At 67.7% G+C, this 24120-nt stretch carries 26 protein-coding genes and 1 pseudogene; 7 read left to right on the top strand and 20 right to left on the bottom strand.

Features of this window, described 5'->3' with window-relative positions; genetic code table 11:
- Positions 1–42 precede the first annotated feature (42 nt).
- Entirely contained in the window at positions 43–1914 is a 1872-nt protein-coding gene (locus tag HMPREF2791_RS08260; protein WP_070844990.1) for an FAD/NAD(P)-binding protein, read from the top strand.
- A gap of 43 nt (positions 1915–1957) precedes the next feature.
- Positions 1958–2884: a PspC domain-containing protein gene (locus HMPREF2791_RS08255; protein ID WP_070844989.1), complete on the top strand. Its 927-nt coding sequence runs from the start codon at positions 1958–1960 to the stop codon at positions 2882–2884.
- A gap of 1 nt (position 2885) precedes the next feature.
- Here the strand turns inward: HMPREF2791_RS08255 and guaA are convergent, their stop codons facing one another.
- Complete coding sequence (gene guaA, locus HMPREF2791_RS08250) at positions 2886–4436, bottom strand: glutamine-hydrolyzing GMP synthase (RefSeq protein WP_246825488.1); 1551 nt, start codon at positions 4434–4436, stop codon at positions 2886–2888.
- Positions 4437–4512: 76 nt separating this feature from the next.
- Here guaA and HMPREF2791_RS08245 point away from each other — a divergent pair, with 76 nt between their 5' ends.
- Complete coding sequence (locus HMPREF2791_RS08245; protein ID WP_070844988.1) at positions 4513–5502, top strand: EamA family transporter; 990 nt, start codon at positions 4513–4515, stop codon at positions 5500–5502.
- On the opposite strand, the gene HMPREF2791_RS08240 is transcribed toward HMPREF2791_RS08245, so the two are convergent.
- From HMPREF2791_RS08240 to guaB, 3 genes are read right to left on the bottom strand one after another with little or no spacing between them, the layout of a single operon-like run.
- The gene (locus tag HMPREF2791_RS08240) at positions 5483–6775 is read right to left on the bottom strand and encodes a PAS domain-containing protein (protein WP_070844987.1); all 1293 of its coding nucleotides are present in this window, start codon (positions 6773–6775) and stop codon (positions 5483–5485) included. The two genes, HMPREF2791_RS08245 and HMPREF2791_RS08240, sit on opposite strands and share 20 nt — an antisense overlap.
- 20 nt (positions 6776–6795) lie before the next feature.
- Positions 6796–7950, bottom strand: coding sequence for a GuaB3 family IMP dehydrogenase-related protein (locus tag HMPREF2791_RS08235; RefSeq protein ID WP_070473372.1), 1155 nt, complete (start codon positions 7948–7950; stop codon positions 6796–6798).
- 9 nt (positions 7951–7959) lie between these two features.
- The gene (gene guaB, locus HMPREF2791_RS08230) at positions 7960–9483 is read right to left on the bottom strand and encodes an IMP dehydrogenase (RefSeq protein ID WP_070844986.1); all 1524 of its coding nucleotides are present in this window, start codon (positions 9481–9483) and stop codon (positions 7960–7962) included.
- A 126-nt stretch (positions 9484–9609) separates the two neighbouring features.
- On the opposite strand from guaB, the gene HMPREF2791_RS08225 reads away from it, so the two are divergent.
- Positions 9610–9990, top strand: coding sequence for a DUF5319 domain-containing protein (locus HMPREF2791_RS08225; protein WP_210383708.1), 381 nt, complete (start codon positions 9610–9612; stop codon positions 9988–9990).
- On the opposite strand, the gene HMPREF2791_RS08220 is transcribed toward HMPREF2791_RS08225, so the two are convergent.
- The gene (locus HMPREF2791_RS08220; protein WP_070844985.1) at positions 9987–10907 is read right to left on the bottom strand and encodes a hypothetical protein; all 921 of its coding nucleotides are present in this window, start codon (positions 10905–10907) and stop codon (positions 9987–9989) included. The genes HMPREF2791_RS08225 and HMPREF2791_RS08220 overlap by 4 nt on opposite strands.
- On the bottom strand, positions 10904–11479 hold the full coding sequence (locus tag HMPREF2791_RS08215) for a sigma-70 family RNA polymerase sigma factor (RefSeq protein ID WP_246815185.1): 576 nt from the start codon (positions 11477–11479) through the stop codon (positions 10904–10906). The genes HMPREF2791_RS08220 and HMPREF2791_RS08215 overlap by 4 nt, the downstream gene beginning before the upstream one ends.
- A gap of 276 nt (positions 11480–11755) precedes the next feature.
- Here HMPREF2791_RS08215 and HMPREF2791_RS08210 point away from each other — a divergent pair, with 276 nt between their 5' ends.
- Positions 11756–12067, top strand: coding sequence for a WhiB family transcriptional regulator (locus tag HMPREF2791_RS08210; RefSeq protein WP_070844984.1), 312 nt, complete (start codon positions 11756–11758; stop codon positions 12065–12067).
- Positions 12068–12137: 70 nt separating this feature from the next.
- On the opposite strand, the gene groL is transcribed toward HMPREF2791_RS08210, so the two are convergent.
- From groL to HMPREF2791_RS08160, 10 genes are all read right to left on the bottom strand, one after another.
- A complete protein-coding gene (groL, locus tag HMPREF2791_RS08205) occupies positions 12138–13745 on the bottom strand; it encodes a chaperonin GroEL (protein WP_070844983.1) in 1608 nt (535 codons plus the stop codon).
- Between the two features lie 5 nt (positions 13746–13750).
- Positions 13751–14050 (bottom strand): co-chaperone GroES, encoded by a 300-nt coding sequence (groES, locus tag HMPREF2791_RS08200; RefSeq protein ID WP_034997874.1) that lies wholly within the window; start codon positions 14048–14050, stop codon positions 13751–13753.
- Positions 14051–14205: 155 nt separating this feature from the next.
- Positions 14206–14667 (bottom strand): hypothetical protein, encoded by a 462-nt coding sequence (locus tag HMPREF2791_RS08195; protein ID WP_070844982.1) that lies wholly within the window; start codon positions 14665–14667, stop codon positions 14206–14208.
- Between the two features lie 65 nt (positions 14668–14732).
- Entirely contained in the window at positions 14733–15782 is a 1050-nt protein-coding gene (tsaD, locus tag HMPREF2791_RS08190; RefSeq protein ID WP_070473351.1) for a tRNA (adenosine(37)-N6)-threonylcarbamoyltransferase complex transferase subunit TsaD, read from the bottom strand.
- A complete protein-coding gene (gene rimI / locus HMPREF2791_RS08185; RefSeq protein WP_070844981.1) occupies positions 15779–16255 on the bottom strand; it encodes a ribosomal protein S18-alanine N-acetyltransferase in 477 nt (158 codons plus the stop codon). Before rimI ends, tsaD begins: the two co-directional genes overlap by 4 nt.
- A complete protein-coding gene (tsaB, locus tag HMPREF2791_RS08180; RefSeq protein ID WP_070844980.1) occupies positions 16252–16884 on the bottom strand; it encodes a tRNA (adenosine(37)-N6)-threonylcarbamoyltransferase complex dimerization subunit type 1 TsaB in 633 nt (210 codons plus the stop codon). The genes rimI and tsaB overlap by 4 nt, the downstream gene beginning before the upstream one ends.
- Positions 16884–17387 carry a hypothetical protein gene (locus tag HMPREF2791_RS08175; RefSeq protein WP_070844979.1) on the bottom strand — a complete coding sequence of 168 codons (504 nt, stop codon included), beginning with the start codon at positions 17385–17387 and terminating at the stop codon, positions 16884–16886. The genes tsaB and HMPREF2791_RS08175 overlap by 1 nt, the downstream gene beginning before the upstream one ends.
- Before the next feature lie 10 nt (positions 17388–17397).
- The gene (tsaE, locus tag HMPREF2791_RS08170; protein ID WP_070844978.1) at positions 17398–17865 is read right to left on the bottom strand and encodes a tRNA (adenosine(37)-N6)-threonylcarbamoyltransferase complex ATPase subunit type 1 TsaE; all 468 of its coding nucleotides are present in this window, start codon (positions 17863–17865) and stop codon (positions 17398–17400) included.
- A complete protein-coding gene (gene alr / locus HMPREF2791_RS08165; protein WP_070844977.1) occupies positions 17866–18933 on the bottom strand; it encodes an alanine racemase in 1068 nt (355 codons plus the stop codon).
- 7 nt (positions 18934–18940) lie between these two features.
- The gene (locus HMPREF2791_RS08160) at positions 18941–19591 is read right to left on the bottom strand and encodes a GAP family protein (protein WP_070844976.1); all 651 of its coding nucleotides are present in this window, start codon (positions 19589–19591) and stop codon (positions 18941–18943) included.
- Positions 19592–19660: 69 nt separating this feature from the next.
- Between HMPREF2791_RS08160 and HMPREF2791_RS08155 the strand changes: the two genes are divergently transcribed.
- Positions 19661–20515: a dienelactone hydrolase family protein gene (locus HMPREF2791_RS08155; RefSeq protein WP_070473337.1), complete on the top strand. Its 855-nt coding sequence runs from the start codon at positions 19661–19663 to the stop codon at positions 20513–20515.
- A gap of 18 nt (positions 20516–20533) precedes the next feature.
- Here the strand turns inward: HMPREF2791_RS08155 and HMPREF2791_RS08150 are convergent, their stop codons facing one another.
- The 4 genes from HMPREF2791_RS08150 to glmM form a co-directional block, all read right to left on the bottom strand.
- A complete protein-coding gene (locus HMPREF2791_RS08150) occupies positions 20534–20803 on the bottom strand; it encodes a hypothetical protein (RefSeq protein ID WP_070473335.1) in 270 nt (89 codons plus the stop codon).
- A gap of 2 nt (positions 20804–20805) precedes the next feature.
- Positions 20806–21885 carry a hypothetical protein gene (locus HMPREF2791_RS12180; RefSeq protein ID WP_070473333.1) on the bottom strand — a complete coding sequence of 360 codons (1080 nt, stop codon included), beginning with the start codon at positions 21883–21885 and terminating at the stop codon, positions 20806–20808.
- The gene (locus HMPREF2791_RS08140; RefSeq protein WP_070473331.1) at positions 21885–22211 is read right to left on the bottom strand and encodes a hypothetical protein; all 327 of its coding nucleotides are present in this window, start codon (positions 22209–22211) and stop codon (positions 21885–21887) included. Before HMPREF2791_RS08140 ends, HMPREF2791_RS12180 begins: the two co-directional genes overlap by 1 nt.
- Before the next feature lie 108 nt (positions 22212–22319).
- Entirely contained in the window at positions 22320–23663 is a 1344-nt protein-coding gene (gene glmM / locus HMPREF2791_RS08135) for a phosphoglucosamine mutase (RefSeq protein WP_070845035.1), read from the bottom strand.
- A gap of 154 nt (positions 23664–23817) precedes the next feature.
- On the opposite strand from glmM, the pseudogene HMPREF2791_RS12080 reads away from it, so the two are divergent.
- Positions 23818–24120: pseudogene (locus HMPREF2791_RS12080) on the top strand (hypothetical protein); the annotation flags it as partial.

The following is a 24120-nucleotide window of genomic DNA, read 5'->3' as shown; positions in this document are numbered from 1 at the left end:
CATACGATCATTAGTTCACTGAAATCGTGGAGGTTTTTCACCGTGGCAGCATCCATCGCAATCGTCGGAGCAGGACCCCGCGGCATCTCCATCACCGAACGCATCGCCGCCTACCTGGGCGACCGCAGCGAGGGGCTCACCCTGCACATCATCGACGACGCCCAACTCGGCGCCGGCCGCATCTGGGACACGGATCAGACCCGCACGCTGTGCATGAACACCCTCGCCGGCGCAGTCACCCTGTTCACCGAGCCCGGCGCGACCGTCTCCGCCCCCGTGCTCGAAGGCCCCACCATGTACGAGTGGATCCAGGCGCTGCGCGGGGAGAAAAGCCACCCGCTTATCGACGCCTCCGGTGCCTCCCTCCCCGAGCACTACAACGAGGAGCTGCGCGCCACCCGCCCCGAGTCCAACCCCTCCCGCGCGCTGTACGGCGAGTACCTGCGCTGGGCATGGAAGGTCGCGCTCGCGCAGCTGCCGGACGCAGTCGAGGTGGTCGAGCACCACTCCCGCGCGGTGTCGCTATCGTCCGAGGGCTCGCAGGACGCCATCACGCTTGCCGACGGCTCCGTGGTGTACGCCGACGCCACCGTCATCGCCTCCGGCTGGGTGCTGCCCGCCCCCACACCGGCGCAGCAGGCGTTCGCCGACTCGGGCCTGACCTACATCCCGCCGGGCAACCCGGTGGAACAGGACGTTGCAAAGCTGCCGGCCGGCGAGTGCGTGCTCGTGCGCGGCATGGGCATGGGCTTTTTCGACCTCATGGCGCTGACCACCATCGACCGGGGCGGCCGCTTCGTCGAGGACGCCTCCGCCCGCTCCGGCCTGCGCTACGAGGCCACCGGCAAAGAGCCGCACTTCGTGGTCACCTCCGGCCGCGGCTACCCCTACCTGCCTAAGTCCGAGTACCACTCCCTGCCGCCGAAGGCTGACCTGTCGCGCCTGCGCGCGGCCATCGACGCATCCACAGCACCTGTGTCGTTTGGCCTTGAGCTGTGGCCGGCGCTAGCCCGCGACGCGTACGCCGAGTACTACCGCGTGCTTGCCCGTGTGCGTCCAGAAGCGCTCAGCGTGCCGCTCGACGAGGTCCTGACGGCCATCGACGCCGCCGACCTCGCAGCGGTTGCTTCCCCGGACGACATCCTGCCGGTCGCCAACGCGCTGGCCAAGGCGCTCGACGGGATGAGCAGCGAGCCGTTCGACATGGCCGCCTGGGTGGACCCGCTCGCCGGAACCGAGGAGCTGGACCTGGAGGAGCTGAACCGCCGCGTCGCCGAGGCCATGGAGGCCGACATTGCCGAGGCCGTGTCCGCCTGGGACTCCCCGCTCAAGGCCGGCCTTTGGGCGATCTCCGCGGGCCGCAAGCCCAGCGCGATCGCCACGCAGAACGGCCGCGGCCCGCGCGAGGCGGCGCTGTCGCAGTACATGGCGTTCGGCCAGATGGTCGGCTCCGGCCCGCCGCTGTTCCGCACCCGCGAGCTGCTCGCGCTTTTCGACGCCGACCTGGTCACCTTCCTCGGCCCCTCCCCCGTGGTTCAGGTCGCCGACGGCGAGTACACAGCCGCGAGCCACTCGCGCACCGTGCGCGCCGCCGCGCTTGCCGACGCCTTCCTGCCCGGCCCCGACATCCGCACCTCCCCCGACGCGCTGACCGTGTCGCTGCGCGATACCGGCCGCGTGCGCCCGTTCGCACCGGGTGGTGTGGAAACCGCCTCCCCGGAGACCGACGATGACACCCGCCGCACGGTCCACCCCGACGGCGAGCTGGATGAGCGCCTGCACATCGTTGGCATCCCCACCGGCAAGCAGTGGGCGGACACCACCATCTCCCCCATGCCCGGCACCGACCCGCTCATGCTGCAGGAGACGGACAAGACGGCGCGTTCGCTGCTCACCCAGGCAGGCGTGCTCTAGGCGAGTCCTCGCGTAAACGGTGGTTTCCTGTCAGACTGACGGCATGGAACCCACCACGTGGAAGCAAATGTGGTCGACCCGCCCGCCCCGCATTCCGGACGACCAGGGCGGCAAAGCCGTCATCGGCGGCGTCTGCGAAGGCATCGGCGCGCGCTACCAAATCGACCCGACCTTCATCCGCGTCCTGTTCGTCGTACTGTCGCTCGCCTTCGGCGGCGGTGTCTTCATCTACCTGCTTTGCTGGATCAACATGCCCCGCCTCGGGCTCACCCGCAGCCCGTGGTCTGCAATCATCACCCCGAAAGAGCAGCTGACCAAGGCAGAAAAGAAAGACCGCGACACCGGCTGGCTCCTGCTGCTGGGACTGTTCCTCTTCTTCCCGCTGGCCTCCACCGGCGACCTGCGCGCGGTGCTGGTGACATTCGTGCTCTTCGGGGCTGGGTGGTACTTCGCCCACCGGCGCCAGCCGGAGCCGCCCGCGGAATTGGCCCCCGGCTCCGACCGATGGCACCCGCCTGAGCCGGAGCGTCCGGCGACGGCCACGATGCGCCCGCTGTGGCTCTGGATCCCCGTCACGGTCGTGCTCACAGCGGCGACGATGTTCGCGCTGGGGATCGTCAGCGAAATGCGGCTTGGCAACTACAGCAGGTTCGGCAGCGCGCACATCACCGTGGAATACGAAGCCGCACTGTCGGACATCATGCGCCCCAACGGCTTCGTCGGCGACACATACCTCGACCTCACCGATCTCGAGCCGCTGAGCGAGCCGAGAACGATCACCCTCGAAAACCCCATTGGCCGCACCGACATCATCCTGCCCGACAACGTCCCAGTCGACGTCAACTGCGAAGTCACTATCGGCGAGACCGCTTGCCCCGAAGAAATACAAAACGCGGACAAGGACAGCGCGCTGCTCACGATCAATGTGACACAGCGCGTCGGGTCCGTGTCCGCGCACTACGCGGAGTGACTTACTCCCACTCGATGGTGGCCGGCGGCTTGGAGGTCACGTCCAGCACCACGCGGTTGATGTCGGCGACCTCGTTGGTGATGCGGGTGGAGATGACCTCGAGGGTCTCGTAGGGGATGCGCACCCAGTCCGCGGTCATCGCGTCCTCGGAGGCGACCGGGCGCAGCACGATCGGGTGGCCGTAGGTGCGGCCGTCGCCTTGCACGCCCACGGAGCGCACGTCGGCGAGCAGCACGACCGGGCACTGCCAGATCTGCTCGTCCAGGCCGGCCTTGGTCAGCTCTTCGCGGGCGATCGCGTCGGCGGCGCGCAGGGTCTCCAGGCGCTCCTCGGTGACCTCGCCGATGATGCGGATGCCCAGGCCCGGGCCCGGGAACGGCTGGCGGTTCACGATTTCCTCGGGCAGGCCCAGCTCGCGGCCGACGGCGCGGACCTCGTCCTTGAACAGCAGGCGCAGCGGCTCGACGAGCTCGAACTCCACATCATCCGGCAGGCCGCCGACGTTGTGGTGGCTCTTGATGTTGGCGGTGCCGGTGCCGCCGCCGGACTCCACCACGTCCGGGTACAGGGTGCCCTGGACCAGGTAGTCCACCTGCTGGCCCTCCAGCACGCCGGCGACGGCGCGCTCGAAGGAGCGGATGAACTCGGCGCCGATGGCCTTGCGCTTCGCCTCCGGCTCGGTCACGCCGGCGAGCTTGTCCAAAAACGCCTTGCGCTCGTCCACGGTGACCAGTTTCGCGCCGGTGGCGGCTACGAAGTCGGTCTCCACCTGCTCGCGCTCACCCTGGCGCAGCAGGCCGTGGTCCACGAACACGCAGGTGAGGCGGTCGCCGATGGCGCGCTGCACGAGCGCCGCCGCCACGGCGGAGTCCACGCCGCCGGACAAGCCGCAAATCGCGCGGCCCTCGCCGACCTGTTCGCGCACGTCCGCGATGAGCTGCTCGGCGATGTTGGACGCGGTCCAGTTCTGCTCCAGACCTGCAATCTCGGTGAGGAAGCGGGTGAGCACCTCCTGTCCGTGCGGGGAGTGCATGACCTCCGGGTGGTACTGCACACCGGCGAGTTTGCGGGAGACGTCCTCGAACGCCGCGACGGGCGCGCCCGGCGTAGACGCGGTGACCTCGAAGCCTTCCGGCGCGCGGGTCACGGAGTCGCCGTGGGACATCCACACCGGGTGCTCTGAGAGGCCTGCGTGGAGCACGCCGCCGTCGACACGCATTTGCGTGCGGCCGTACTCGCGCGCACCGGTCTCGGCCACCTCGCCGCCGAGGGCGCGGGTCATGATCTGGAAGCCGTAGCAGATGCCGAAGATCGGCAGGTCCAGCTCGAAGATCTCTTGGTCGAGCTGCGGCGCGCCCTCTTCGTACACCGACGACGGGCCGCCGGAGAGGATCAGCGCCTGCGGGTTTTTCTCGCGGACTTCAGCGGCGGTGATGGTGGAGGGAACCACCTCGGAGAACACGTTCGCCTCGCGCACACGGCGGGCGATCAGCTGCGCGTACTGCGCGCCGAAATCGAGGACAAGGACTGGGCGGGCTTGCGGAGTATTCACAGGCCTAGATCGTAGTCGATCCCGCGCGAGACCCAACTGCTTGTGCAGAGTCGAGGAAAACCCCAGAATGACCAGCATGACTTTGCGTGCCCCCTCCCCCGTCGAGTCCGCGCCGGACCGCATCGCCATCGCGTGCATTCTCGCGTCGTGTGTGTTCCTGCAGCTCGGCGCGGCGCTGGCTACCTCGCTGTTTCCGCATGCGGGCACGTGGGCGACTAGCTCGCTGCGTTTGGTCATCGCGGGTGCGATCCTGCTTGCGGTCTCGCGGCCCGCGATGTGGCGGTGGACTCCGGAGCAGTGGGGCGCGGCGGTCGTACTGGGCTTCTCGCTGGGCTGTATGAACGGCTTCTACTACGCCGGCATCGCCACCGTCCCGCTGGGTGCCGCGGTGACCATCGAATTCTTGGGGCCGCTGCTGCTTGCGGCAGTGCTGTCGCGCTCGCTTCGCGACGGCGTGTCCGTCCTCCTCGCACTCACCGGCATGCTGCTGCTCGGGCTGGATTCCTACACCGGCGAGCCCCTCGACCCGGTCGGCGTGGCCGTGATCCTGCTCGCCGGCGCGTTCTGGGCTCTCTACATCCTGGCCAACAAGCGCACCGGCGCGCTCATCCCGGGCCAGGGCGGGCTCGCGGTCGCCCTGACGGTCGGCGGCCTGATCACCCTCCCGTTTGGCTGGCAGGGTGTGGGCACCGTGGTCTCCACCCCGCGCCTTGTGCTGATTGCGGTGGGCACCGCTGTGATGGCCTCGCTCATCCCGGCGGTGCTGGAGCTGATTGCCTTACGACGTCTCCGGCCCCACGTCTTTTCCATCCTCATTTCATTTGAGCCGGCCTTCGCCGTGCTGATCGGGTGGCTGGTGCTGCACCAGGACGCGAGCGCGTTGAAGCTCGGCGCGGTGGCGTTGGTGATCTTCGCGTCGGTGAATCAGACCGTCGGCGGGCGGCGCTCCGCGCGCAGGGCAAGCCGCGCCGGCGTGGTCGAGGAAGAAGGAAAGCCGCGCAGGTGGCGCCGGAAGGGCACCACCCGCGCGGCGGGCGGAGAAAGCGTTACTGAACAGCCGAGCTGAGGCGCTCCAGGGCGGCGCGGACCTCGTCGGTGGACGGCGCCTGCGCCAGCTTCTCGGAAGCCTGCTGCAGCTGGGCAATGGAGTTGTCAGCGGCGGCCATCGCCTTGTTGACCTGCTCCACCAGCGGCATCACTTCAGCGCCCATGGTGGACTCGTTGGTGTTCTGGGACCAGCGGCGGATCATTTCCAGCGGGATCTTGGTCAGCTCGGAAATGGAGTTGACCTTCAGCTCCACGCGGCGGCGGAAGGACGAGTGCAGGAAAACCGCGTCGTCCATCTCGCGCACGTCGACCTCGAGCGCGTCCACAAGCAGGCGCATGGATTCATCTACCCCGGACTCGGTGGAGAACTGCGCGGTCTGCGCGGTGTGCAGACGCGCCAGGGCAATCGCCATGCGCGCGTTTGCGGTCTTGGCGTAGAGCTCCTCGGCCACCTCTTCCAGGGTGGCGGCGTTTTCATCGATGATGCCGCGCATGGTCGCCCACACCTGCAGCGGCGCGAGCAGCAGGGTGCGCGAAGCGCCCTCGGTGACCACGTTTTCCATCTCCGCCTTCACGTTGTTGGTGACGGCGTTTTCCTCCACCAGGGTGGCGGAAGCCTTGCGCAGCTCATCGGCCGCGTCCTGGATGGCGGTCTGGACGGACATGAACTGGTCCAGCTCGCCGTACAGCGCGCGGGCCGCGTCGTAAATCTCGCCCGAGCCTTCCGGCAGCGTGAATCCGGCGTCCTCGAGCGCCTGCACCTCGGCCGGCAGGGCGGCCCGGATGAACGCGTCGTAGTCCGGCAGCAGCTCGCCGATCTTCTCCGCGCCCTTGACAGCGCGCTCGCGGCGGCCCACGCCGTTGGCTTTCGCCTCGTGCTCGACCAGGTTCGCTTCTTGGTAGAGCTGGCCCGCGGCCTCGAAGTGCTCCGTCATCGGGCGGGTGCGCACGGACAGGTAGCCGCCGTTCGGCAGCGGGGTCACGGTGGCGAGCACGTCGTACGCCGAGCCGCTCTTGGCAAGGTTGCGCACATACGCCGCGAAGGGCCGACCATCCTCAATGGTGTCCCACATGAGCTTGAAGGCGCCGCCCGGCATCTCGTCGTTGCGGATGAGGTTGTGCGGCTTGCCGATCATCTCGTCCGCGTTGTACTGGGCGTACTTGATGAACACGTCGTTGACATGCGTCATCACACCCTTCGCGTCGGTGACCGAGAAGAAGATGTCGTTGACGTCGACTTCGTGGGAGGCACCCTCCGGTGCGTCGCGAAGAATGGTTACACGGCTAGACATAGGCGTACTCGTCCAATTTCTTAACTGCGGATTGCCAGATCGGCTTTCTGAAAAGCTTTCACATCAGTATAACCACACTTGGCCATGATTCTCTTCAGACCTCCGACGATGTTGAGCCCGCCATACGGGTCACTCGACGGTCCGAAGAGCACCGTCTCTAACGCGGTGGAGGTGCTGGCCATCGGATCCTTGCTCACGTCGCCGCGAGGGAAGCGGGGATGGGCGGCCTGCGCTTCCCAGTACACCCCGTTCGCCGCAGCCTCTGATGCCTGTTCCAGACTCCGGCCGAGCATGACAGCGTCCGCCCCGCACGCGATAGCGAGGGCGATGCTGTCAGCGTCCCACATGGGCACATCCGCAAGCACGTGCACGTAGCGCCCACCGGTCTCGTCCAGGTAGTCGCGGCGGGCTGCCGCCACATCTGCGATCGCTGTCGCCGCCGGGACGTTCACCACAGTGCTGGAGGACCCGGAGCCCACAATCACACCGGCCACGCCGGAGCGCATCAGGTGCGTCGCCGTCGAGTAATCGAACACGCCGCCCGCGATCACCGGCACGTCGAGCGAGCCGACGAACTCCTTCAGGTTCAGCGGCTCGCCGCCTTGCTGCACGTGCTCGGCGGAGACAATAGAACCCTGGATGAACAGGATCTCCGCACCCGCGGCGATGACCACCGGTGCGAGCTCGCGCGCGTTCTGCGGGCTCACGCGCACGGCCACGGTCACGCCGGAGTCGCGCACCTGGGCGATGCGTTCAGTGAGCAGGTCGCGGTCGAGTTCAGCTGCGTGCAGCTCCTGCAGCGTGCGCACGGAGCGCTCGCCCGAGTCGATGTATTCCTGGTACTTCTCTTCCGAGTCGATGCCCCAGGCGTCCTCGCACGAGTCCACGACCTTCTTCACCGCGGCATCGAAGTCGGCGTGCCGGCCCCACAGCCCCTCAGCGTCGATCACGCCGAGGCCGCCCTGCTTGCCCATCTCGATGACAAACTCGGGGCTGGCCAGCGCGTCGGTGGGGTGAGAGACGAGCGGGATGTCGAACGTGTAGGCGTCGATATGCCAGCTCGTGTCCACGTCCTTTGAAGAACGGGTGCGGCGCTTCGGCACAATCGAAAGGTCGCCCAGGTCGTAGGCCCTGCGGGCCTCGCGGCCGAGGCCGATTTCCACGTAGTCGCGCATGTGTGTCCCTTACTGGCGGTAGTTCGGCGCTTCGACGGTCTGCGTGATGTCGTGCGGGTGCGACTCGCGCAGGCCGGCGGCGGTGATCTGGACGAACTGCTTCGTCTGCAGCTCCTCAATGGAGGCCGCACCCGTGTAGCCCATCGCGGCGCGCAGGCCGCCGACGATCTGGTGGGTGATGGAGTCCAGCTCGCCGCGGAACGGCACGCGGCCCTCGATGCCCTCCGGCACCAGCTTGTCCTCGCTGGTCACGTCGGCCTGGAAGTAGCGGTCCTTGGAGAAGGAGCGCTTCTCGCCGGTCAAGCCGCGACCCTGCATCGCGCCCATGGAGCCCATGCCGCGGTAGCGCTTGTACTGCTTGCCGCCCACGACCACGATCTCGCCCGGGGCCTCTGCGGTGCCGGCGAGCATGGAGCCAAGCATGACTGTCGACGCACCAGCGGCCAGCGCCTTGGCCACGTCGCCGGAGAACTGCATGCCGCCGTCGGCGATGATCGGCACGCCCGCGGCCTTGGCCGGAACCGAGGCCTCGAGGATCGAGGTGATCTGCGGCGCACCCACGCCCGCCACCACGCGGGTGGTGCAGATGGAGCCCGGGCCGATGCCGACCTTGATCGCGTCGGCGCCAGCGTCGATCATGGCCTTCGCCGCGCTGCGGGTGGCCAGGTTGCCGCCGACGACGTCGACGCGGTCGCCGAATTCCTTCTTCACGCGCGAGACCATCTCGAGCACACGGTTGTTGTGCGCGTGCGCCGAGTCCACCACGAGCGCGTCCACGCCAGCCTCCACCAGCAGGCCCGCGCGGTCGAAGGAGTCCTCGCCCGTGCCCACACCCGCGGCGACGAGCAGGCGGCCGTCCGCGTCCTTGGAGGCGTTCGGGTACTGCTCGCTCTTGACAAAGTCCTTCACGGTGATCAGGCCGGCAAGGGAGCCGTCCTTAGCCACGATCGGCAGCTTCTCCACCTTGTTCGAGGACAGCAGCGCGAGAGCCTCTTGCTTATCGACGCCCTCCGGTGCCACCACGAGCGGCATCGGGGTCATGACCTCGGCGACCTTGCGCTGGAAGTCCGCCTCGAAGCGCATGTCGCGGTTGGTGATGATGCCGACCAGGCGGCCGCCCTCGTCCACCACCGGCAGGCCGGAGATGCGGAAGCGGGCGCAGAGCGCGTCCACGTCCTCAAGCGTCATGTCCGGGGTAGCGGTGACCGGGTTGGACACCATGCCGGACTCGGAGCGCTTCACGATGTCGACGTGCTCCGCCTGGTCCTGGGCGCTCAGGTTGCGGTGCACCACGCCGATGCCGCCCTGGCGCGCCATCGCGATCGCCATGCGGGACTCGGTGACCGTGTCCATCGCGGCGGAAGCAATCGGCATGCCCAACCGAATGCTCTTGGTGAACTGGGAGGCGGTGCTCACCTCAGAAGGAACGATGTGGGATTCCGCCGGCAGCAGCAGCACATCGTCGAAGGTCAGCCCTCGCAGGGCCACCTTTTCCGGGTCGTCCCCACCAGTCCACACACGCTCGTTCGCCATCGCTTAGTCTCCTCTCCCGCGCAGATGTTTTTCGCCATGATATAACGCGGCGCAAATGCCGACCGTGCCACCCAGTTCAGCGCTTTAGTGAGCAGGAGATCGAGCCGGTTTGCCACACCGTATAGGGTGAGACGGGTGAACTACGACGACATGATGCCACTGGACCCGTTCGCGGACGACCCCAACGACCCGGCATCCTTCATCGAGGACGATGAGCACGCCGTGCCGCTGTCGCCCGCAGAGCGCGTCGCAGTGATCCAGGATCTCTCGCACGTGCGCGACGCGCGGCGCATGCTCAAGCCCCGCGGCATTCTCGGGGTGTCGTTCCTCTGCGAGGACTGCGACCAGGTCCACTACTACGACTGGGAGATCATGGAGCAAAACATGATCGCTTCCCTGAACAACCAGCTGCCGCCGGTGCACGAGCCCAGCGCAAACCCCAACATTGAGGCGTACGTGCCCTGGGACTACGCCATGGGCTACCTGGACGGCCTCGAGGGCCGCTAGGAGCTGCTACCCATCCTCGGATGGGCGATCGGACCGCTTTCGGCGGGCTGATTCACCATCGTCGCCGGGTCGTTGACCCGCAGCGACGGGCTCTGCTCCGCAGCAGAGTCGTCTGCCGACGATTCACCGGTTGTGCCCTGCCCCTGCGACGGCGACGCGCTGCCCGCGGTCGTGCTCGGCTGCGGGCTCGACGGTGCCAGCTGGGTCGGCTGCGTGCCCAGGGTGGACTGCGTCGGCTGCCCGGAGCCGGTGCCGGTGCCGGTGCCCGGTCCGCGCTGTGCCGGGTCTTGCGGGGTGTGCGTCGGCTGCTGCGCGGGCGGTGCCGGCACTGCCGGGGCCTGCTCCGGCTCCGGCCGCTCAGTGGAGACCTCCTCCGCCGACACCGTTGTCGCCTCCGTGACCGTCTCGGTCACCGTGGCGGCCGCCCCTTCCCTGGCTGCGCGCTGCTCGCGCTCCTTCATCGTGGCCACCAAGCCGCGCGCCTGCTCCAGCAGGTCGCGGGCGGCAGCGGCATCGCCGCTTTCGTTGGCCACCTCAAGCTCGTCGAGGGTGGTCGCCAGCTCAACTACAGTGGTGTCCTCGTCGGCAGCGCTGTCCTCGAACAGGGCGGCGCCGGTGCCGACGCACACCACGGTCGCCGCAGCGGCACCGATCAAGCCGGACAGCCAGGGGCTGACGTGGCGCTTCGCCTTCGCGGCGCGCTTGTCGTCCAAGGAAGCAACATTCCCAGCCGGCTGGGCACCGTCCGCGTCCAGCTGCGGCGCCGGCGGCATCGGGCGGTCGACATCGGCCTTCAACTCCAACAGGGCGGCGGCGAGGGGGTCGGTGCCGTCCGAAGGATCGTCGCCAAGCATGAGCGCCTCAATGAACGCATCGCTGTGCGCGAACTCCTCAAAATGATCGTCCTGACGTGTCATAACTCCGCTTGCCCTCCGTCCAGTTGCTTCCGCAGTTTGGACAGCGCACGGTGCTGGGCAACACGCACTGCACCTGGTGTGCTGCCCATGACTTCAGCCGTCTCCTCCGCGGACAAGCCCACAAACACTCGCAGGATAACGATGTCGCGGGCCTTCTCATTTAATGAATCGAGCAACGCCCTCGCAGCGTTACTCCCCACATTCACCATCGCCGCATCCTCGGGGGTGATTGTCGCCACTTCGGTGTCCGGAACCTCCTCCACCGGGCTGAGCTTGTCGCGCGCCATGGCCCGGTGCGCGTCTGCGACCTTGTTAAACGCAATGCCGTACACGAACGCCATGAACGGCCGCCCCGTGTCGTTGTAGCGGTCGATGCTCGTCGCCACCGCCAAGCAGATCTCCTGGGCCACATCTTCGGGGGTAGGCATCCGCCCTCCCCCGATGCGCGCCCTGGCGTAGCGCAGCACGCGCGGATGGATGATGGAGATGATGCGCTGCAGCGCCCGCCTGTCTCCCTGCACAGCAGCGGGGACCAAGGCAGCGAGTTCTGCATCTACGTCGTCTGCAGCCACGCGCATCTCCTCCCAACGTCTGTCAGCCTGCTCCGGTTTCGCGTAACCCGTACATAATAAGCGCACTTGCCATTCCCTTTGCGCTACCGACCTTTTGCCAGGAATTCACCTGCCCGTAACCAGCAGCGTTGATGCAGTAAGACAGGGGTATTTTCGCGCGGTTCCACTGCGCGACAGCAGTCCGTAACCGGGGCGACACCAAACGTTAACCAGAGCAGTCCACACTCGTTGCCGGTTACACGTTTGAGGTACTTCCACAAAGGAGCACTCCCGATTATGTCTTTGCCGCACCAGCTTCCCGGACCCAACGCAGACTTCTGGGATTGGCAGCTACACAGCAAGTGCCGGGGGGAAGCCTCCGAAATCTTCTACCACCCCGACGGGGAGCGCGGCCGGGCGCGCACGCAGCGCGAAAACCGCGCCAAGGCCATCTGCTTCGAGTGCCCGGTACTTACCCAGTGCCGCGAGCACGCGCTGCGCGTCGCTGAGCCGTACGGCATCTGGGGCGGCCTGAGCGAATCCGAGCGCTCCGCCATCCTGCGCGGCACCGCCGGCGGCATGAAGGTCGCCGCCGCGTCCGCCAAGTAGCACGGCACACGAAAAACGCCCCGGTTTCGGGGCGTTTTTGCTTATCGACGAACCTTCGGCCGATGCGCGACTAGTGCACGTGGCCTTCGTGCTCGTCTTCCTCAGCGGGCTTGGTCACCACAGACGCTTCCGTGGTGAGCACCATCCGGGCCACAGACGCGGCGTTGACCACCGCGTTGTGGGTGACCTTCACCGGGTCGATGATGCCCTGCTCGATGAGGTTGCCGTACTCGAGCGTCGCGGCGTTGAAGCCCTCGCCGTTCGGCATTTCGGCGACCTTGGACACTACAACGGCGCCGTCGAGGCCCGCGTTGTCGGCGATCCAGAACGCCGGCTTGGACAGCGCGCGGGCCACGGCCAGCACGCCGGTCTTCTGCTCGCCCTCGAAGCCCTCGGCGAAGGCCTCGAGCTGCTTGGCAATCTGCACCAGCGCGGAGCCGCCGCCGGCGATGATGCCCTCTTCCGCCGCCGCGCGGGCGGCGTTGATGGCGTCCTCGACGCGCAGCTTGCGCTCGTTTTGCTCGGTCTCGGTGGCGGCGCCGACGCGCAGCACGGCCACACCGCCGGACAACTTGGCTAGGCGCTCTTCCGCCTTCTCCTTGTCCCAGGTCGAGTCGGTGGTTTCGATCTCGCGGCGGATCTGGTTGCGGCGGTCCTCCACGGCCTCGGCCGTGCCGGCGCCGTCGACGATGACGGTGTCGTCCTTGGTCACCGTCACGCGGCGGGCGGAGCCGAGGTGCTCCAGGGTGGCGTCCTTGAGGTTGACGCCGACCTCCGGGTCGATCACGGTCGCGGCGGTGACCACCGCGAGGTCGTCCATAAACGCCTTGCGGCGCTCGCCGAAGTACGGCGATTTCACGGCGACGACCTTGAGGATCTTGCGGATGGAGTTGACCACCAGCGCCTGCAGCGCCTCGCCCTCGATGTCCTCTGCCACCACGAACAGCGGCACGGACTCCGAGGCGGCCTGCTCAAGCAGCGGCAGGAAGTCCGGCAGGGAGGAAATCTTGCCGCGCACCAGCAGCACGCGGGCATTTTCCAGCACGGCCTGGCCGGCGTCCGGATCCGTCATGAAGTACGGCGAGAGGAAGCCCTTGTCAAAGGAGATACCCTCGGTCAGGTCCACGTACGAGTCGATGGACTGGGACTCCTCGACGGTGAGCACACCGTCCTTGCCCACCTTGTCCATGGCGCCGGCGACCATCTCGCCGACCTCCGGGTCGCGCGAGGACACGGTAGCCACGTTCGCGATCTCGGCGGAAGACTGCACCTCGGTCGCGCGGGCCTTGAGCTCCTCGACGACCTTCTCGGAAGCGGCCTTGATGCCCTTGTTCAGCTCGATCGGGTTCGCGCCAGCGGCGACGTTGCGCAGGCCCTCGGCGACGAGCGCCTGGGCCAGAAGCGTCGCGGTGGTGGTGCCGTCTCCGGCGATGTCGTTCGTCTTCACTGCGACGGACTTCACCAGCTGGGCACCGAGGTTCTCAAACGGGTCCTCGAGGTCGATGTCGCGGGCGATAGTCACGCCGTCGTTGGTGACGGTCGGCCCACCCCAGGACTTGGACAGCACGACGTTGCGGCCGCGCGGGCCGAGCGTGACCTTCACCGCGTCGGCGAGGGTGTCCACGCCGCGCTGGATGCCCTCGCGGGCCTCCTGATCAAATGCGATGAGTTTTGCCATGGCGTTTACTTCTCGACGACGGCCAGCAGGTCACGAGCGGACAGCAGCAGGAACTCCTCGCCGCCGTACTTCAGCTCGGTGCCGCCGTACTTGGAGAAGATGACGGTGTCACCCTCCTTGACGTCAACGGCAACGCGGTTGCCGTTGTCGTCCAGACGGCCCGGGCCGACAGCGATGACGACGGCTTCCTGCGGCTTCTCCGCAGCGGAATCCGGAATAACCAGGCCGGACGCGGTGGTGGTCTCAGCCTCAGCGATCTGGACGAGGACCTTGTCCTCCAGCGGCTTGATGTTGACGTTTGCCATGATCAGCAACCTTTCATTGGTGAATGATTCAACAGTTCAGGTCTGAAGAGGCGCAGCCGTCGTCGCGGGTGAACAACTGTGCTTCACACAACCTGCTTTGGCACTCTACCCCCGAGAGTGCCAGCCAACAACCACAGGCCGTGCGGTGGCGTGATTTAGCGGTTGAGCACCGCGTTTCGCCAAAGCTCGAACTCTTCGGCGTTGTCGGCGCGGTAATTCTCCACCGCGCGGATGGCCTGCAGCACTTCGGCGATGGTGTCCTCGTTCACGCTGTCGCCGTCGCTGGCGGTAAAGATCACGGGGCCGCACACCGCGCGGGTCGGGTCGGTGAGGAACTCCGGGTTGTCCGTCTCCGCAGTGTTGCGCGCCAGCGACGCCACCGGGTTCGGCTCCTGGCCCAGCTGTGCCGCGTCCGGGCGGAAGATCGCGTGGAAGCGGTTGCCGTCCTGGTCGAAGGCGACGTCTGCGACCTCATCGGTGACGCCGCCGAGGGTTGCGCGCACAGTGTCCTCGTCGAACACGATGCGGCGGTAGGTCAGATCCGGGTTGACCAGAAACCCGAACCGCTCACGGTCGGCCTGGCTCTGGTCGAACTGCTCGGTAGATTCAGCGGACACGGGAAATCCTTTCGTCGAACAAGACGTGCAGGCCCCAAGCGTATCCGCAACCAGAGCTTCGCGCTTTACGACGACACCAGCGGGACCTCGACCTCCAGCGACGTGTCCGTACCCACGCCCAAACCGGACGGGGCTGCACCCTCGTGAATGAGCTGCGCGGCCAGCGCCGCGATCATCACCCCGTTGTCCGTGCACAGGTTGAACCGCGGCACCCGTAGCTCGATACCAGCCACCTCACAGCGCTGCTGCGCCAGTTCCCGCAGCCTGCGGTTAGCGGCCACGCCGCCGCCGAGCAGCAGCGTGTTCGCGCCGGTGTCCTCGCAGGCCATCACGGCTTTCGCGGTGAGCACGTCGCACACCGCCTCCTGGAACGACGCGCAGACGTCCTCCAGCGAGATCACTCGCCCGTCGCGCTCGGCGGCCTCAACGTGGCGGGCCACCGCCGTTTTCAACCCCGAGAAGGAGAAGTTGTATCGGTGCTCGCCGCGCAGGTCCTCGGCGCGCGACAGTGCCCGCGGGAACTTCACCGCCTCCGGGTCGCCCTGGGCAGCCAGCTTGTCCACCACCGGACCGCCGGGGTAGCCCAAGCCGAGCAGACGGGCGACTTTGTCGTAGGCCTCGCCGGCGGCGTCGTCAAGCGTGGTGCCCAACTCCCGCATCGGCTTGCCCACGGCCTCCACCTCGAGCAGCTGCGTGTGCCCGCCGGAGACCAAAAGCGCGACCGCGTGCGGCAGCGGCTCACCGTCCAAGTTCGCCACCGCGACGTGCCCGCCCAAGTGGTTCACGCCGTAAAACGGCACGCCCCACGCCGCGGCGTACGCCTTGGCCGCCGACGCGCCGACCAGCAACGCACCGGCCAAGCCCGGCCCGACGGTGGCGGCCACCGCGTCCGGCTTGGCAATGCCGGCGTCCGCCAGCGCCTTCTCCATCACCTGGGGCATGGCCTCCAGGTGGGCGCGCGAGGCGATCTCGGGCACGACCCCGCCGAAGCGGGCGTGCTGCTCCATCGAGGAGGCGACCACATCGGCGAGGATGTCCATCGTGCCGTCTTCGTGCAGCTCGACAATGCCCACGCCGGTTTCGTCGCACGAGGACTCGATGCCCAACACAATCATTGGTGCCGCCTTTCGCTCTTCTTCGGCCGCGTCATGGTGTACGCGTCCATGCCGGAGGCCTGATAATAGTTCTTGCGCACACCGGCGGTGAAAAACCCGAAGCTCTCGTACAGACGGATCGCAGGGGTGTTGTCCACCCGCACCTCCAAAAAGCACGGCCCGTCCAGAAGGTCCACGGTGTGCATCATCTGGTCCATCAGCGCCCGGCCGAGGCCTTCGCCCTGCCGGGAGGGATCGACGCCGATGGTGTGGACCTCAAACTCCGGGTCGTCCTTCGGCCCGAGCATGGCCAGGCCCGCAAAGCCGACCATCGTCTCGCCGTCGAATGCGCCCAGGTAGAAGGTGTGGCGCGCGGCGATCTCGGAGCGGTACGCCGCCTCGGACCACGGGCTGTCGCCGGCGAAGAGCACCGCCTCGATGGCGGCGGCCGCCGGAGCGTCCGCGACGGTCAGCTCGCGGAAGACCACGCTCATGGCAGCGCCGGCGACTTCGGGGCCTGCTTCGGCGGCACCGCGTCGGGACGGCGCAGATACAGCGGCACCAGCGGCTCCGGCTGCGCGCCCAGGTCGGCGGCTGCGACGAGGCCGGCAGGTGTTGGGGGTTGGTAGGTCACCCTTTGGGCGTCGACAGGCAAAAGCTCCGCGAGCGACGGCGGCACGCTCACCACGTCCACCGCGGGCGAGGTAAGGTCCGCCGGCTTGCACACGTCCGGGCCCGCCACCCGCTTGCCGCCGGAGTAGCGTGCCCAGTACGCCTCGCGGCGGCGCGCGTCGGTGACCACCAGCGCCTCCCCGCCAAGCGACGCGGCGACCGCGTCGTGCGTGCACACCCCATGCACCGGAATGGAAAGCGCCTGCCCCAGCGCCGACGCCGTGGACATGCCCACGCGCAGGCCCGTAAACGGCCCCGGGCCGCAGCCGACCACGACCGCGCCCAGATCCGCGAACTCGACGCCCGCCTCACCCAGCAGCCGGGTGATCTCCGGCATGAGCGTCTCGTTGTGCGCGCGGGTGGCAACCGCCGTCTCCGCGAGCACACGCTCCCCGTCCACGATGCCTGCGACCAGGTCAGTCGTGGCGGTGTCCAGGGCGAGAACGAGCATTACTGGCCCAACCCGAGGGTCCAGCGGCCCTGGTTCATGTGGAACGGCATCGCCGTGTTCAGCGGGAAGGACTCGGACTGCGGGACGGTACAGATGTCCACCTTGTTCAGCTCCACCGGGTCCGCCATGGGGGCCTCACCCTCGCCACCAGGGATGAGCAGCACGTAGCCCAGGTCGCCGCCGAGGTCCAGGTCGTCGACGTTGATGCCGAAGGCCTCAACCTTGGCGTCCACCAGCTCCTGCGGCTCGCCCGGGCACAGGGTGGTGTAGCCGAGGTAGCGCTCCGGGTCGTAGATGCGCGCCGGGTCCACCAGCTGCGCGGCCACGGCGTCGCCGCCCGGGCGGGTCTGCTGCAGCGAGCGCGACAGCGAGTTCGTCGGCTCGACCTGAGCGAGATCGTTGGACCGGGACTGCGGGATGAAGATGATCCCGGCGAGGAGCACGAGCCACAGCACGGCTGCGAGCACGACCCAGCGGCGGGACTGGCTAGTGAGGTTGAGCATGCGTGTAAGCCTACATCCCGTCCTCGACGCGCCAGGAGATGATGCGGGCTTCCGTCTCAGCGTGCGTGCGCCGATCGAGCGTGACGTGCACGTAGCGCTGCGCGAGTTGCTCCACCAGCCCGCCGCCCCACTCGGCCACCACCACGGCCTCCTCGAGGGCGCTGTCCAGGTCGAGAGCGTCGAGCTCGCCCAGCGGGTCGTCGCCGAGCCGGTAGGCGTCGACATGCACCAACGAGGGGCCATTGCCTATCGACGAGTGCTCTCGCGCAATCACGAACGTCGGGCTTGTCACCCTGCCTTTGACCCCCATCCCCCTCGCGATGCCCTGCGTGAAGGTGGTCTTGCCCGCGCCGAGCGGGCCGTCGAGCACAACGAGGTCGCCCGCCTCGAGCGCCGCGCCCAGCTCCTCGCCGAGCTTTTGCGTATCCGCAGTACCTTCGCACAGCCGCTCGCCCTGCGCCGGAAAATTCGACTTCATCTACTTGCCTTCCCCGATGTACGTGCGGGTGGTGCGACCACGCGGGGCGCAGACCACCTCGTAGTTGATGGTGCCGGCGCGCTTGGCCAACGCGGTGGCGTCGCCGAAGATTACGGCCTCATCGCCCGCGGCGACACCAGCGTCGTTGTCGCCGAGCCAGACCACGATCTGGTCCATGGACACCCGGCCCACCTGTTGATAGGCCCGGCCCGCGATGTCGACCTCCACCGCGCCCTGCCATAAGCGCTGCACCCCGTCCGCGTAACCCGCCGGGATGACGGCCGTGAACCCGTCCGCCGGCGCCTCCCAGGTGCGCGCGTAGCTGGTGGCCTCGCCTTTGCGCATCGGCTTGACCGCGATCACCGGCGCCGACCAGGTCATCGCGGGTTTGAGCCCGTGGTCGAGTCCGTCGACCGGCTCCAGGCCGTACAAGCTCACACCCGGGCGCACCATGTCGAAGTGCAGGTCCGGGCGGGTCCACGTCGCCGGCGAGTTCGCCGCGTGGTTACGCGGCACCTGAAGGCCCACCTGGCGGGCCTGTGCGATCGCGCGGCGAAACGCGGCTGCCTGCACATCGGTGTACGGGTCCGCCGGGTCGTCGGCGCAGCTCAAATGCGTCATCAACCCCGCCACCTCAAGCTTGCCTGTTCGCTGCGCGTCCAGGGCGAGCTCGAAGGCCTCCTGCCAGCGGACCTCATCGATGCCGGAGCGGTGCATCCCCGTGTCCACCTTGAGGTAGACGGTGGGCGCCGTTGGTGCGTCGATAAGCGAATGCAAATGCGCAAACGACGGAACCCCCACATCAACCCCAGCCGGCAACTCCTCCTCTGGGTCCCACAGCCACGCCAGCACCGGCTTGGCCGTCAGCTCACGCACCCGGCGCGCCTCCGCGAACGTGGCCACGCCGAACGCGTCCGCGCCGCCCGCCTCCATCACAGGCACGCAGCGCTCGATGCCATGGTTGTAGGCGTCCGCCTTGACCACGCACATCAGCTCCGCCGACGTCTGCTCCTTCAGGCGGCGGGTGTTGTGCGCGATAGCGTCCAGATCGATCGTTGTTCTCAGCACGGGCCTATTACACCACGTGGGTCACGCCCAAAACGATGAGCAGCACCGCCACCGACCACGTCGCGGCGGCCGTGACCTGGTCGGGGTGGGCGCGCGCCCAGTCGAAGCCCTTCGCGGCGGCGCTTTCCGGCTTCGCGCGCACCCAGCCGACAGCCAACGCCGCCAACGTGGGCAGCGACAGCGCCACCGTGGCATACAACGGGATGGCGGCGTAGCGCACCTGCGCGTCGATGCCCGCAGCCGACAACAGCGCCAGCCCGCCGTAGAACGGGAACGAGGTCGCCGACTGGATCAGGCCGAGCACCACGCCGGTTCCCACCGTGGCGGGACCAGGGGTGTGCAGCGGGCGCATGATCTTCTGCACCAGCGCCTGGTTGTCGCCGCCGCGCAGCGCCAAGATCGCCGTGAGGATGCCGGTGGCGACAAGCAAAATGCCGAACACCGGGCCTTCGACGAAACGCTGCACCACCGGCCCCAGCCCGTCGAAAATCACCAGCATGATCAGCGCCAGGCCTGCCACACCGCACCAATCGCCCGCGATCAGCAACGCGGTGGTCTTGGCGTAGTTCTTCCTTGCGGCGATACCGACCGCGACGATGACGCCGATGAGGAGCAGATTCACCGAATCAATGAACGCCAGCTGCAAAGCACCGAGCATCCGACCTCCTGTGTGTGGGGTTTGTCGGACTCACCCTAGCGGAGACAGGTTTGCAGTAGGATTGCCCGCGTGTCTGCGAAGCTGAAGAAACTCTCCGACCTGTCCAAGCGCGGCCCCCACCGCGTCCTGGAAGGCGACCTGGGCTACACCGGCCTGCCCGGCAAGGTCTACACCCCCGCCGAAGGCAAAAACCTGCCCGGCGTCGCGTTCGGCCACGACTGGCTCAAGGACGTCGCCGCCTACGAGGACACCCTGCGCCACCTGGCCAGCTGGGGCATCGCCGTGGCCGCGCCGGACACCGAAACCGGCTTCAAACCCGACCACGTCGGCCTGGCCGCCGACCTGGAAACCGCCATGCAGATCCTCGGCGGCGTGCGCCTGGGCAACGGCAACATCTCCATCTCCCCCGGCAAGCTCGGCATCGTCGGCCACGGCATGGGCGGCGGCGCAGCCGTGCTCGCAGCGGTGGACAACCCCAAGGCGAAGGCCGTGGCGGCGGTGTACCCGGCCAACGTGGCACCGTCCGCAGTCGAAGCTGCGCGCAACCTGTTCGTCCCCGGCATGGTCGTCGGCCCCGGCGAAGACGGCGACTCGCTGTTCGACCCCGGCAACCCCGCCAAGCTGGCCTACAACTGGGCCGGCGAAGTGGTCTACCGCGCGCCGAAGAAGGGCGACCAGCAGTCCTTCTCCGAGGACAACCTGGTCAAGCGCATCCTCGGCCTGGGCAAGTCCGACCGCGGCCTGCAGGAAACCATCCGCGGCCTGCTCGTGGGCTACCTTCTGCACCAGCTCGACGAGGACAAGAGCTACGCCTCCTACTCCGAGCCGGACGCCGAGGGCTCCGGTGCGGAGTCTCTGACCGGCGAGAAGCTGTCCAAGGCCGCCGGCCTGGCGCGCGACAACGCCGGATTCTCCCTGTTCTAGCCCCCTTCCCCGTCATGCTTACACGACGGGGTTTTCGCCGTTCGGGCCAATCGCGCGCAGCACCGCCTGGATCTGCTGCTTTTGCGAAGCGTTACGACGACTCCGCGGCATGCTGTAATCCCCCCGCGGCACCGTCACCGGCTGCCGAGGCATCGTCTCCCGGGCCCGCGCGTGGTGCTTGGCGGTCATCTCCATCTTCTGCTGCGTTTCTTTCATCAACGCCTCGAAGTCCGCCATGCGCTTCGCGGTGCGCTTTTGGTACTGGGCCACAAACTGCTCGAAATCCATCGCTACCACTCCCCTGACTTCTTCATTGCCCACGGATCAGCGTCCACCCCGCCGGTGTCAGCGTCATTGCCGCCGCCGCTGGTGTCGCCCACCTGCGCCGGCTGCGTTTCCAGATTCTCCAGCTTCTTCGGCGGCGGCGCCGGTTCCTCCACCTGCGACAGCTCCGGCGGCGGGGCGATAACCCCGTCATCCGCCGGTGCTGGCGCGGGCGGAGGCGGAGGCTCCGGTTCTGGCTCCGGCTCGCACTCAGGTTCGGGCTCGGGCTCGCATTCCGGCGTCGCCGCGGGCTGCGTCGGGCAGTCCTCGGGCGCCGTCTCGTCGACGCCGAGCGCCGCCTCTAGTTTCGCGTCCAACGTCAACCCCAGCTTCAGATCCAGATCCAGCCCAAGACCCGCGCTAGACGAAGCGCCGGCCGAAGCCTCGGAGGTGCTGGCGGCGGGGCGCGTGGCGACGTCGCAAGGCGCAGGCCTCTTCTCCCCGAACTCCACCGGCGCGGCGGGCTGCTCGGCCGCCGCGGTGTCAACGCGCGTGGCAACCTCGCCCAGGCACTCCTTGATCACACCGTTGCGGTCGCTGGCCGTCTCGCGCGCGGTGCGCAGCGCCTCGATGACCATCTCCACCGCCGGCTGGATCAGCTGCACAATCCCGCAGTTCAGCACGATGTCCAGCATGCGCCGCGCCGGCTCCAGCAGGGCACGCACCGCCGACTCCGCAGTGTCCACGATCGTTTTGATCGCCTCCCCGCACTGCCCGATGGACTCCCCTGCGGCTTTCGCGCGGTCGAAATGCTCGGTCTCGCGTGCCTCGTCGCAAAGCTCACGCTCGCGAATGCCCACCTCGTCGAACCAGGCGCTCTCATCGCACGAACACGTCCGCGCCGGCGTGTCCGGCCGCTGACCACCCGTAGACAACCGCAGACCCGCGGCAAGAAACGCGCTGAGGTCGAGCCCCTCGGTCTGCGCCACCTGCTCCAGCAACTCGCCGGCCAGCCCGTGGACCGCCGCGCGCTGCGACGGCCCCACCTCTGGCGCGACATCAACCGCGCGCACAAGCCCCTGGACGTCGTCTTTCACCGCAGCCATCATGCGTTATCCACCCCGCCCGCGATCGACCCCAAATACTCGGAAGAGAGTTGGTCGGCGGCAACGGTGGCGTCGCTAAGCAAAAGCACCTGCCCCCAATTCTCACCGCGCGCCGCAAGGAAGTGTTGCGACGTGGCATGCAACGCCTCCAACGCATCCACAATGCGCTGGCCCTCCCGCGCAAAACCCGCGCCGAACGCTGACGCGGCAACCACCGGCCGCCCGGCGTCGAGCTCGCGCGCGGCGTCGCGGTACGCGTCGATAGCCTCTGTGTACTTCGTGCGCACCGCATCGATATCGATGTCGAGCGCCCCAACATGTGTCATATGCCCACCCCCGAAAGGCTCGCAGTTGAACTGTCTTACCTTTAGTTAGACTCCCCCGAAGCCCCGGCGGTTCCCTGCCGGGGCAAAAAACTTTTACCGCGGATAAACCTACACCGCGGCGACAACCGCCGCGAGGCGACCGGCAACCTTACGCGCCTGCTCCTCCTCAGCGGCCTCCACCATGACACGGAACAGCTCCTCCGTGCCCGACGGGCGCAGCAGCACGCGGCCGGCTTCGCCCAGCTCAGCCTCCGCCTCGGCGATGGCGTCCTTGACGGACTGGTCCTCCAAGATCAGGGCCTTGTTGGACACCGGCACGTTGATCAGGGTCTGCGGCAGGACCGTCATGACCTCCGCCAGCTCGGCGAGCGTCTTGCCGGTCTCCGCCATGCGCTCCATAAGCATGAGGCCGGACAGGACGCCGTCGCCAGTCGTGGCGTGCGCCGGGACCACGATGTGGCCGGACTGCTCGCCGCCGAGCGAGAAGTCGCCGCGGCCCAGCTCCTCGAGCACGTAGCGGTCGCCCACCTTCGTCGCGCGCACCGAGATGCCCTCGCGCTCCATGGCCAGCTTCAGGCCCAGGTTGCTCATCACCGTGGCCACAAGCGTGTTGTCCTTCAGGCTGTTGGACTCCTTCATTCCGGTGGCGAGGATGGCCATGATCTGGTCGCCGTCGACGACGTTGCCCTGCGCGTCCACGGCCAGGCAACGGTCGGCGTCGCCGTCGTGCGCCAGGCCCAGGTCCGCGCCGTGCTCGACCACAGCCGCCTGAATCTGGTCCATGTGGGTGGAGCCGGAGCCGTCGTTGATGTTGTAGGCGTTCGGGGTGTTGTGGATGGCGGTGACCTCGGCGCCGGCGGCGGCGTAGGCCTTCGGGGCGACCTCGGAGGCGGCGCCGTTGGCGCAGTCCACCACGACCTTGATGCCGCTCAGCGGCTCGGTGACGGCCTCCTTGAGGTGGGCGAGGTAGCGCTCCTGCGCGTCCGGCGCCTCCTCGATCACGCGGCCGATGGCGGTGCCGGTCGGGCCCGTTTCCTCCAGCACGGCCATGGCGCGCTCGATCTCGTCCTCGATGTCGTCCGGCAGCTTCTTGCCGCCGGCGGCGAAGAACTTGATGCCGTTGTCCGGCATCGGGTTGTGGGACGCGGAGATCATCACACCGATGTCGGCGCCGTAGTCGTCGGTGAGAAACGCCAGGCCCGGGGTGGGGATGACGCCGACGCGCAGCACGTCCACGCCTTTCGACGCCATACCGGCTGCCATCGCGGCAGCCAGCATCTCGCCGGAGACGCGCGGGTCCCGGCCGATCAGCGCTGTCGGGCGGCGCTTCTCCGAGCCGCGGTTCTTGGTCAGCACGGTCGCAGCTGCGGCGCCGAGCTTGAGGGCAAGCGATGCGGTGAGGGCCTCATTAGCCAGGCCGCGGACACCGTCAGTTCCGAACAATCGAGTCATGCGCACAATTATGCACTTGCCTATCGACGATCGCTCCGCCACCCCAACTCTCGCGCGAATTTACCTGCGGTTTTGGCAGTTATCCACAGGGGTGATGTTGCAAATTCCACAGAGCCGGGCGGGGTGGGGTTGCGCTTGTTTTAGTGTTCGTGGCATGAACCCGTTCGACGCGTTTATTCAGGCGATGGCCGCAGCATCCATGGAGACGCTGCGGCACTTCGACCTGCCTGTTGCCCTGGGTGCCGGGATGGCGCCGGATCGGGCACGCGCGTGGGATGCGATGCAGAAGGTGTACTACGGGCCGACGAAATTCACCCGCAAGCAGTCCCTGGCAGTACAGAAGGCCCGCGGGTTCTCGTTGGACGAGCTCGCGCTGATCGAACGCCGCGTCGGTGTGGTGAAGGATGCCGGCGAGCGGTGGCGGCTGCGCCTGGCCTTGTTGGATGTCACCGGCGGG

This window comes from Corynebacterium sp. HMSC034A01 (assembly GCF_001838175.1).
In the GTDB taxonomy this organism is placed as follows: Bacteria; Actinomycetota; Actinomycetes; order Mycobacteriales; family Mycobacteriaceae; genus Corynebacterium.
The sequence above is the reverse complement of the archived record's forward strand: the minus strand, read 5'-3'. Positions and strand labels throughout refer to the sequence as shown.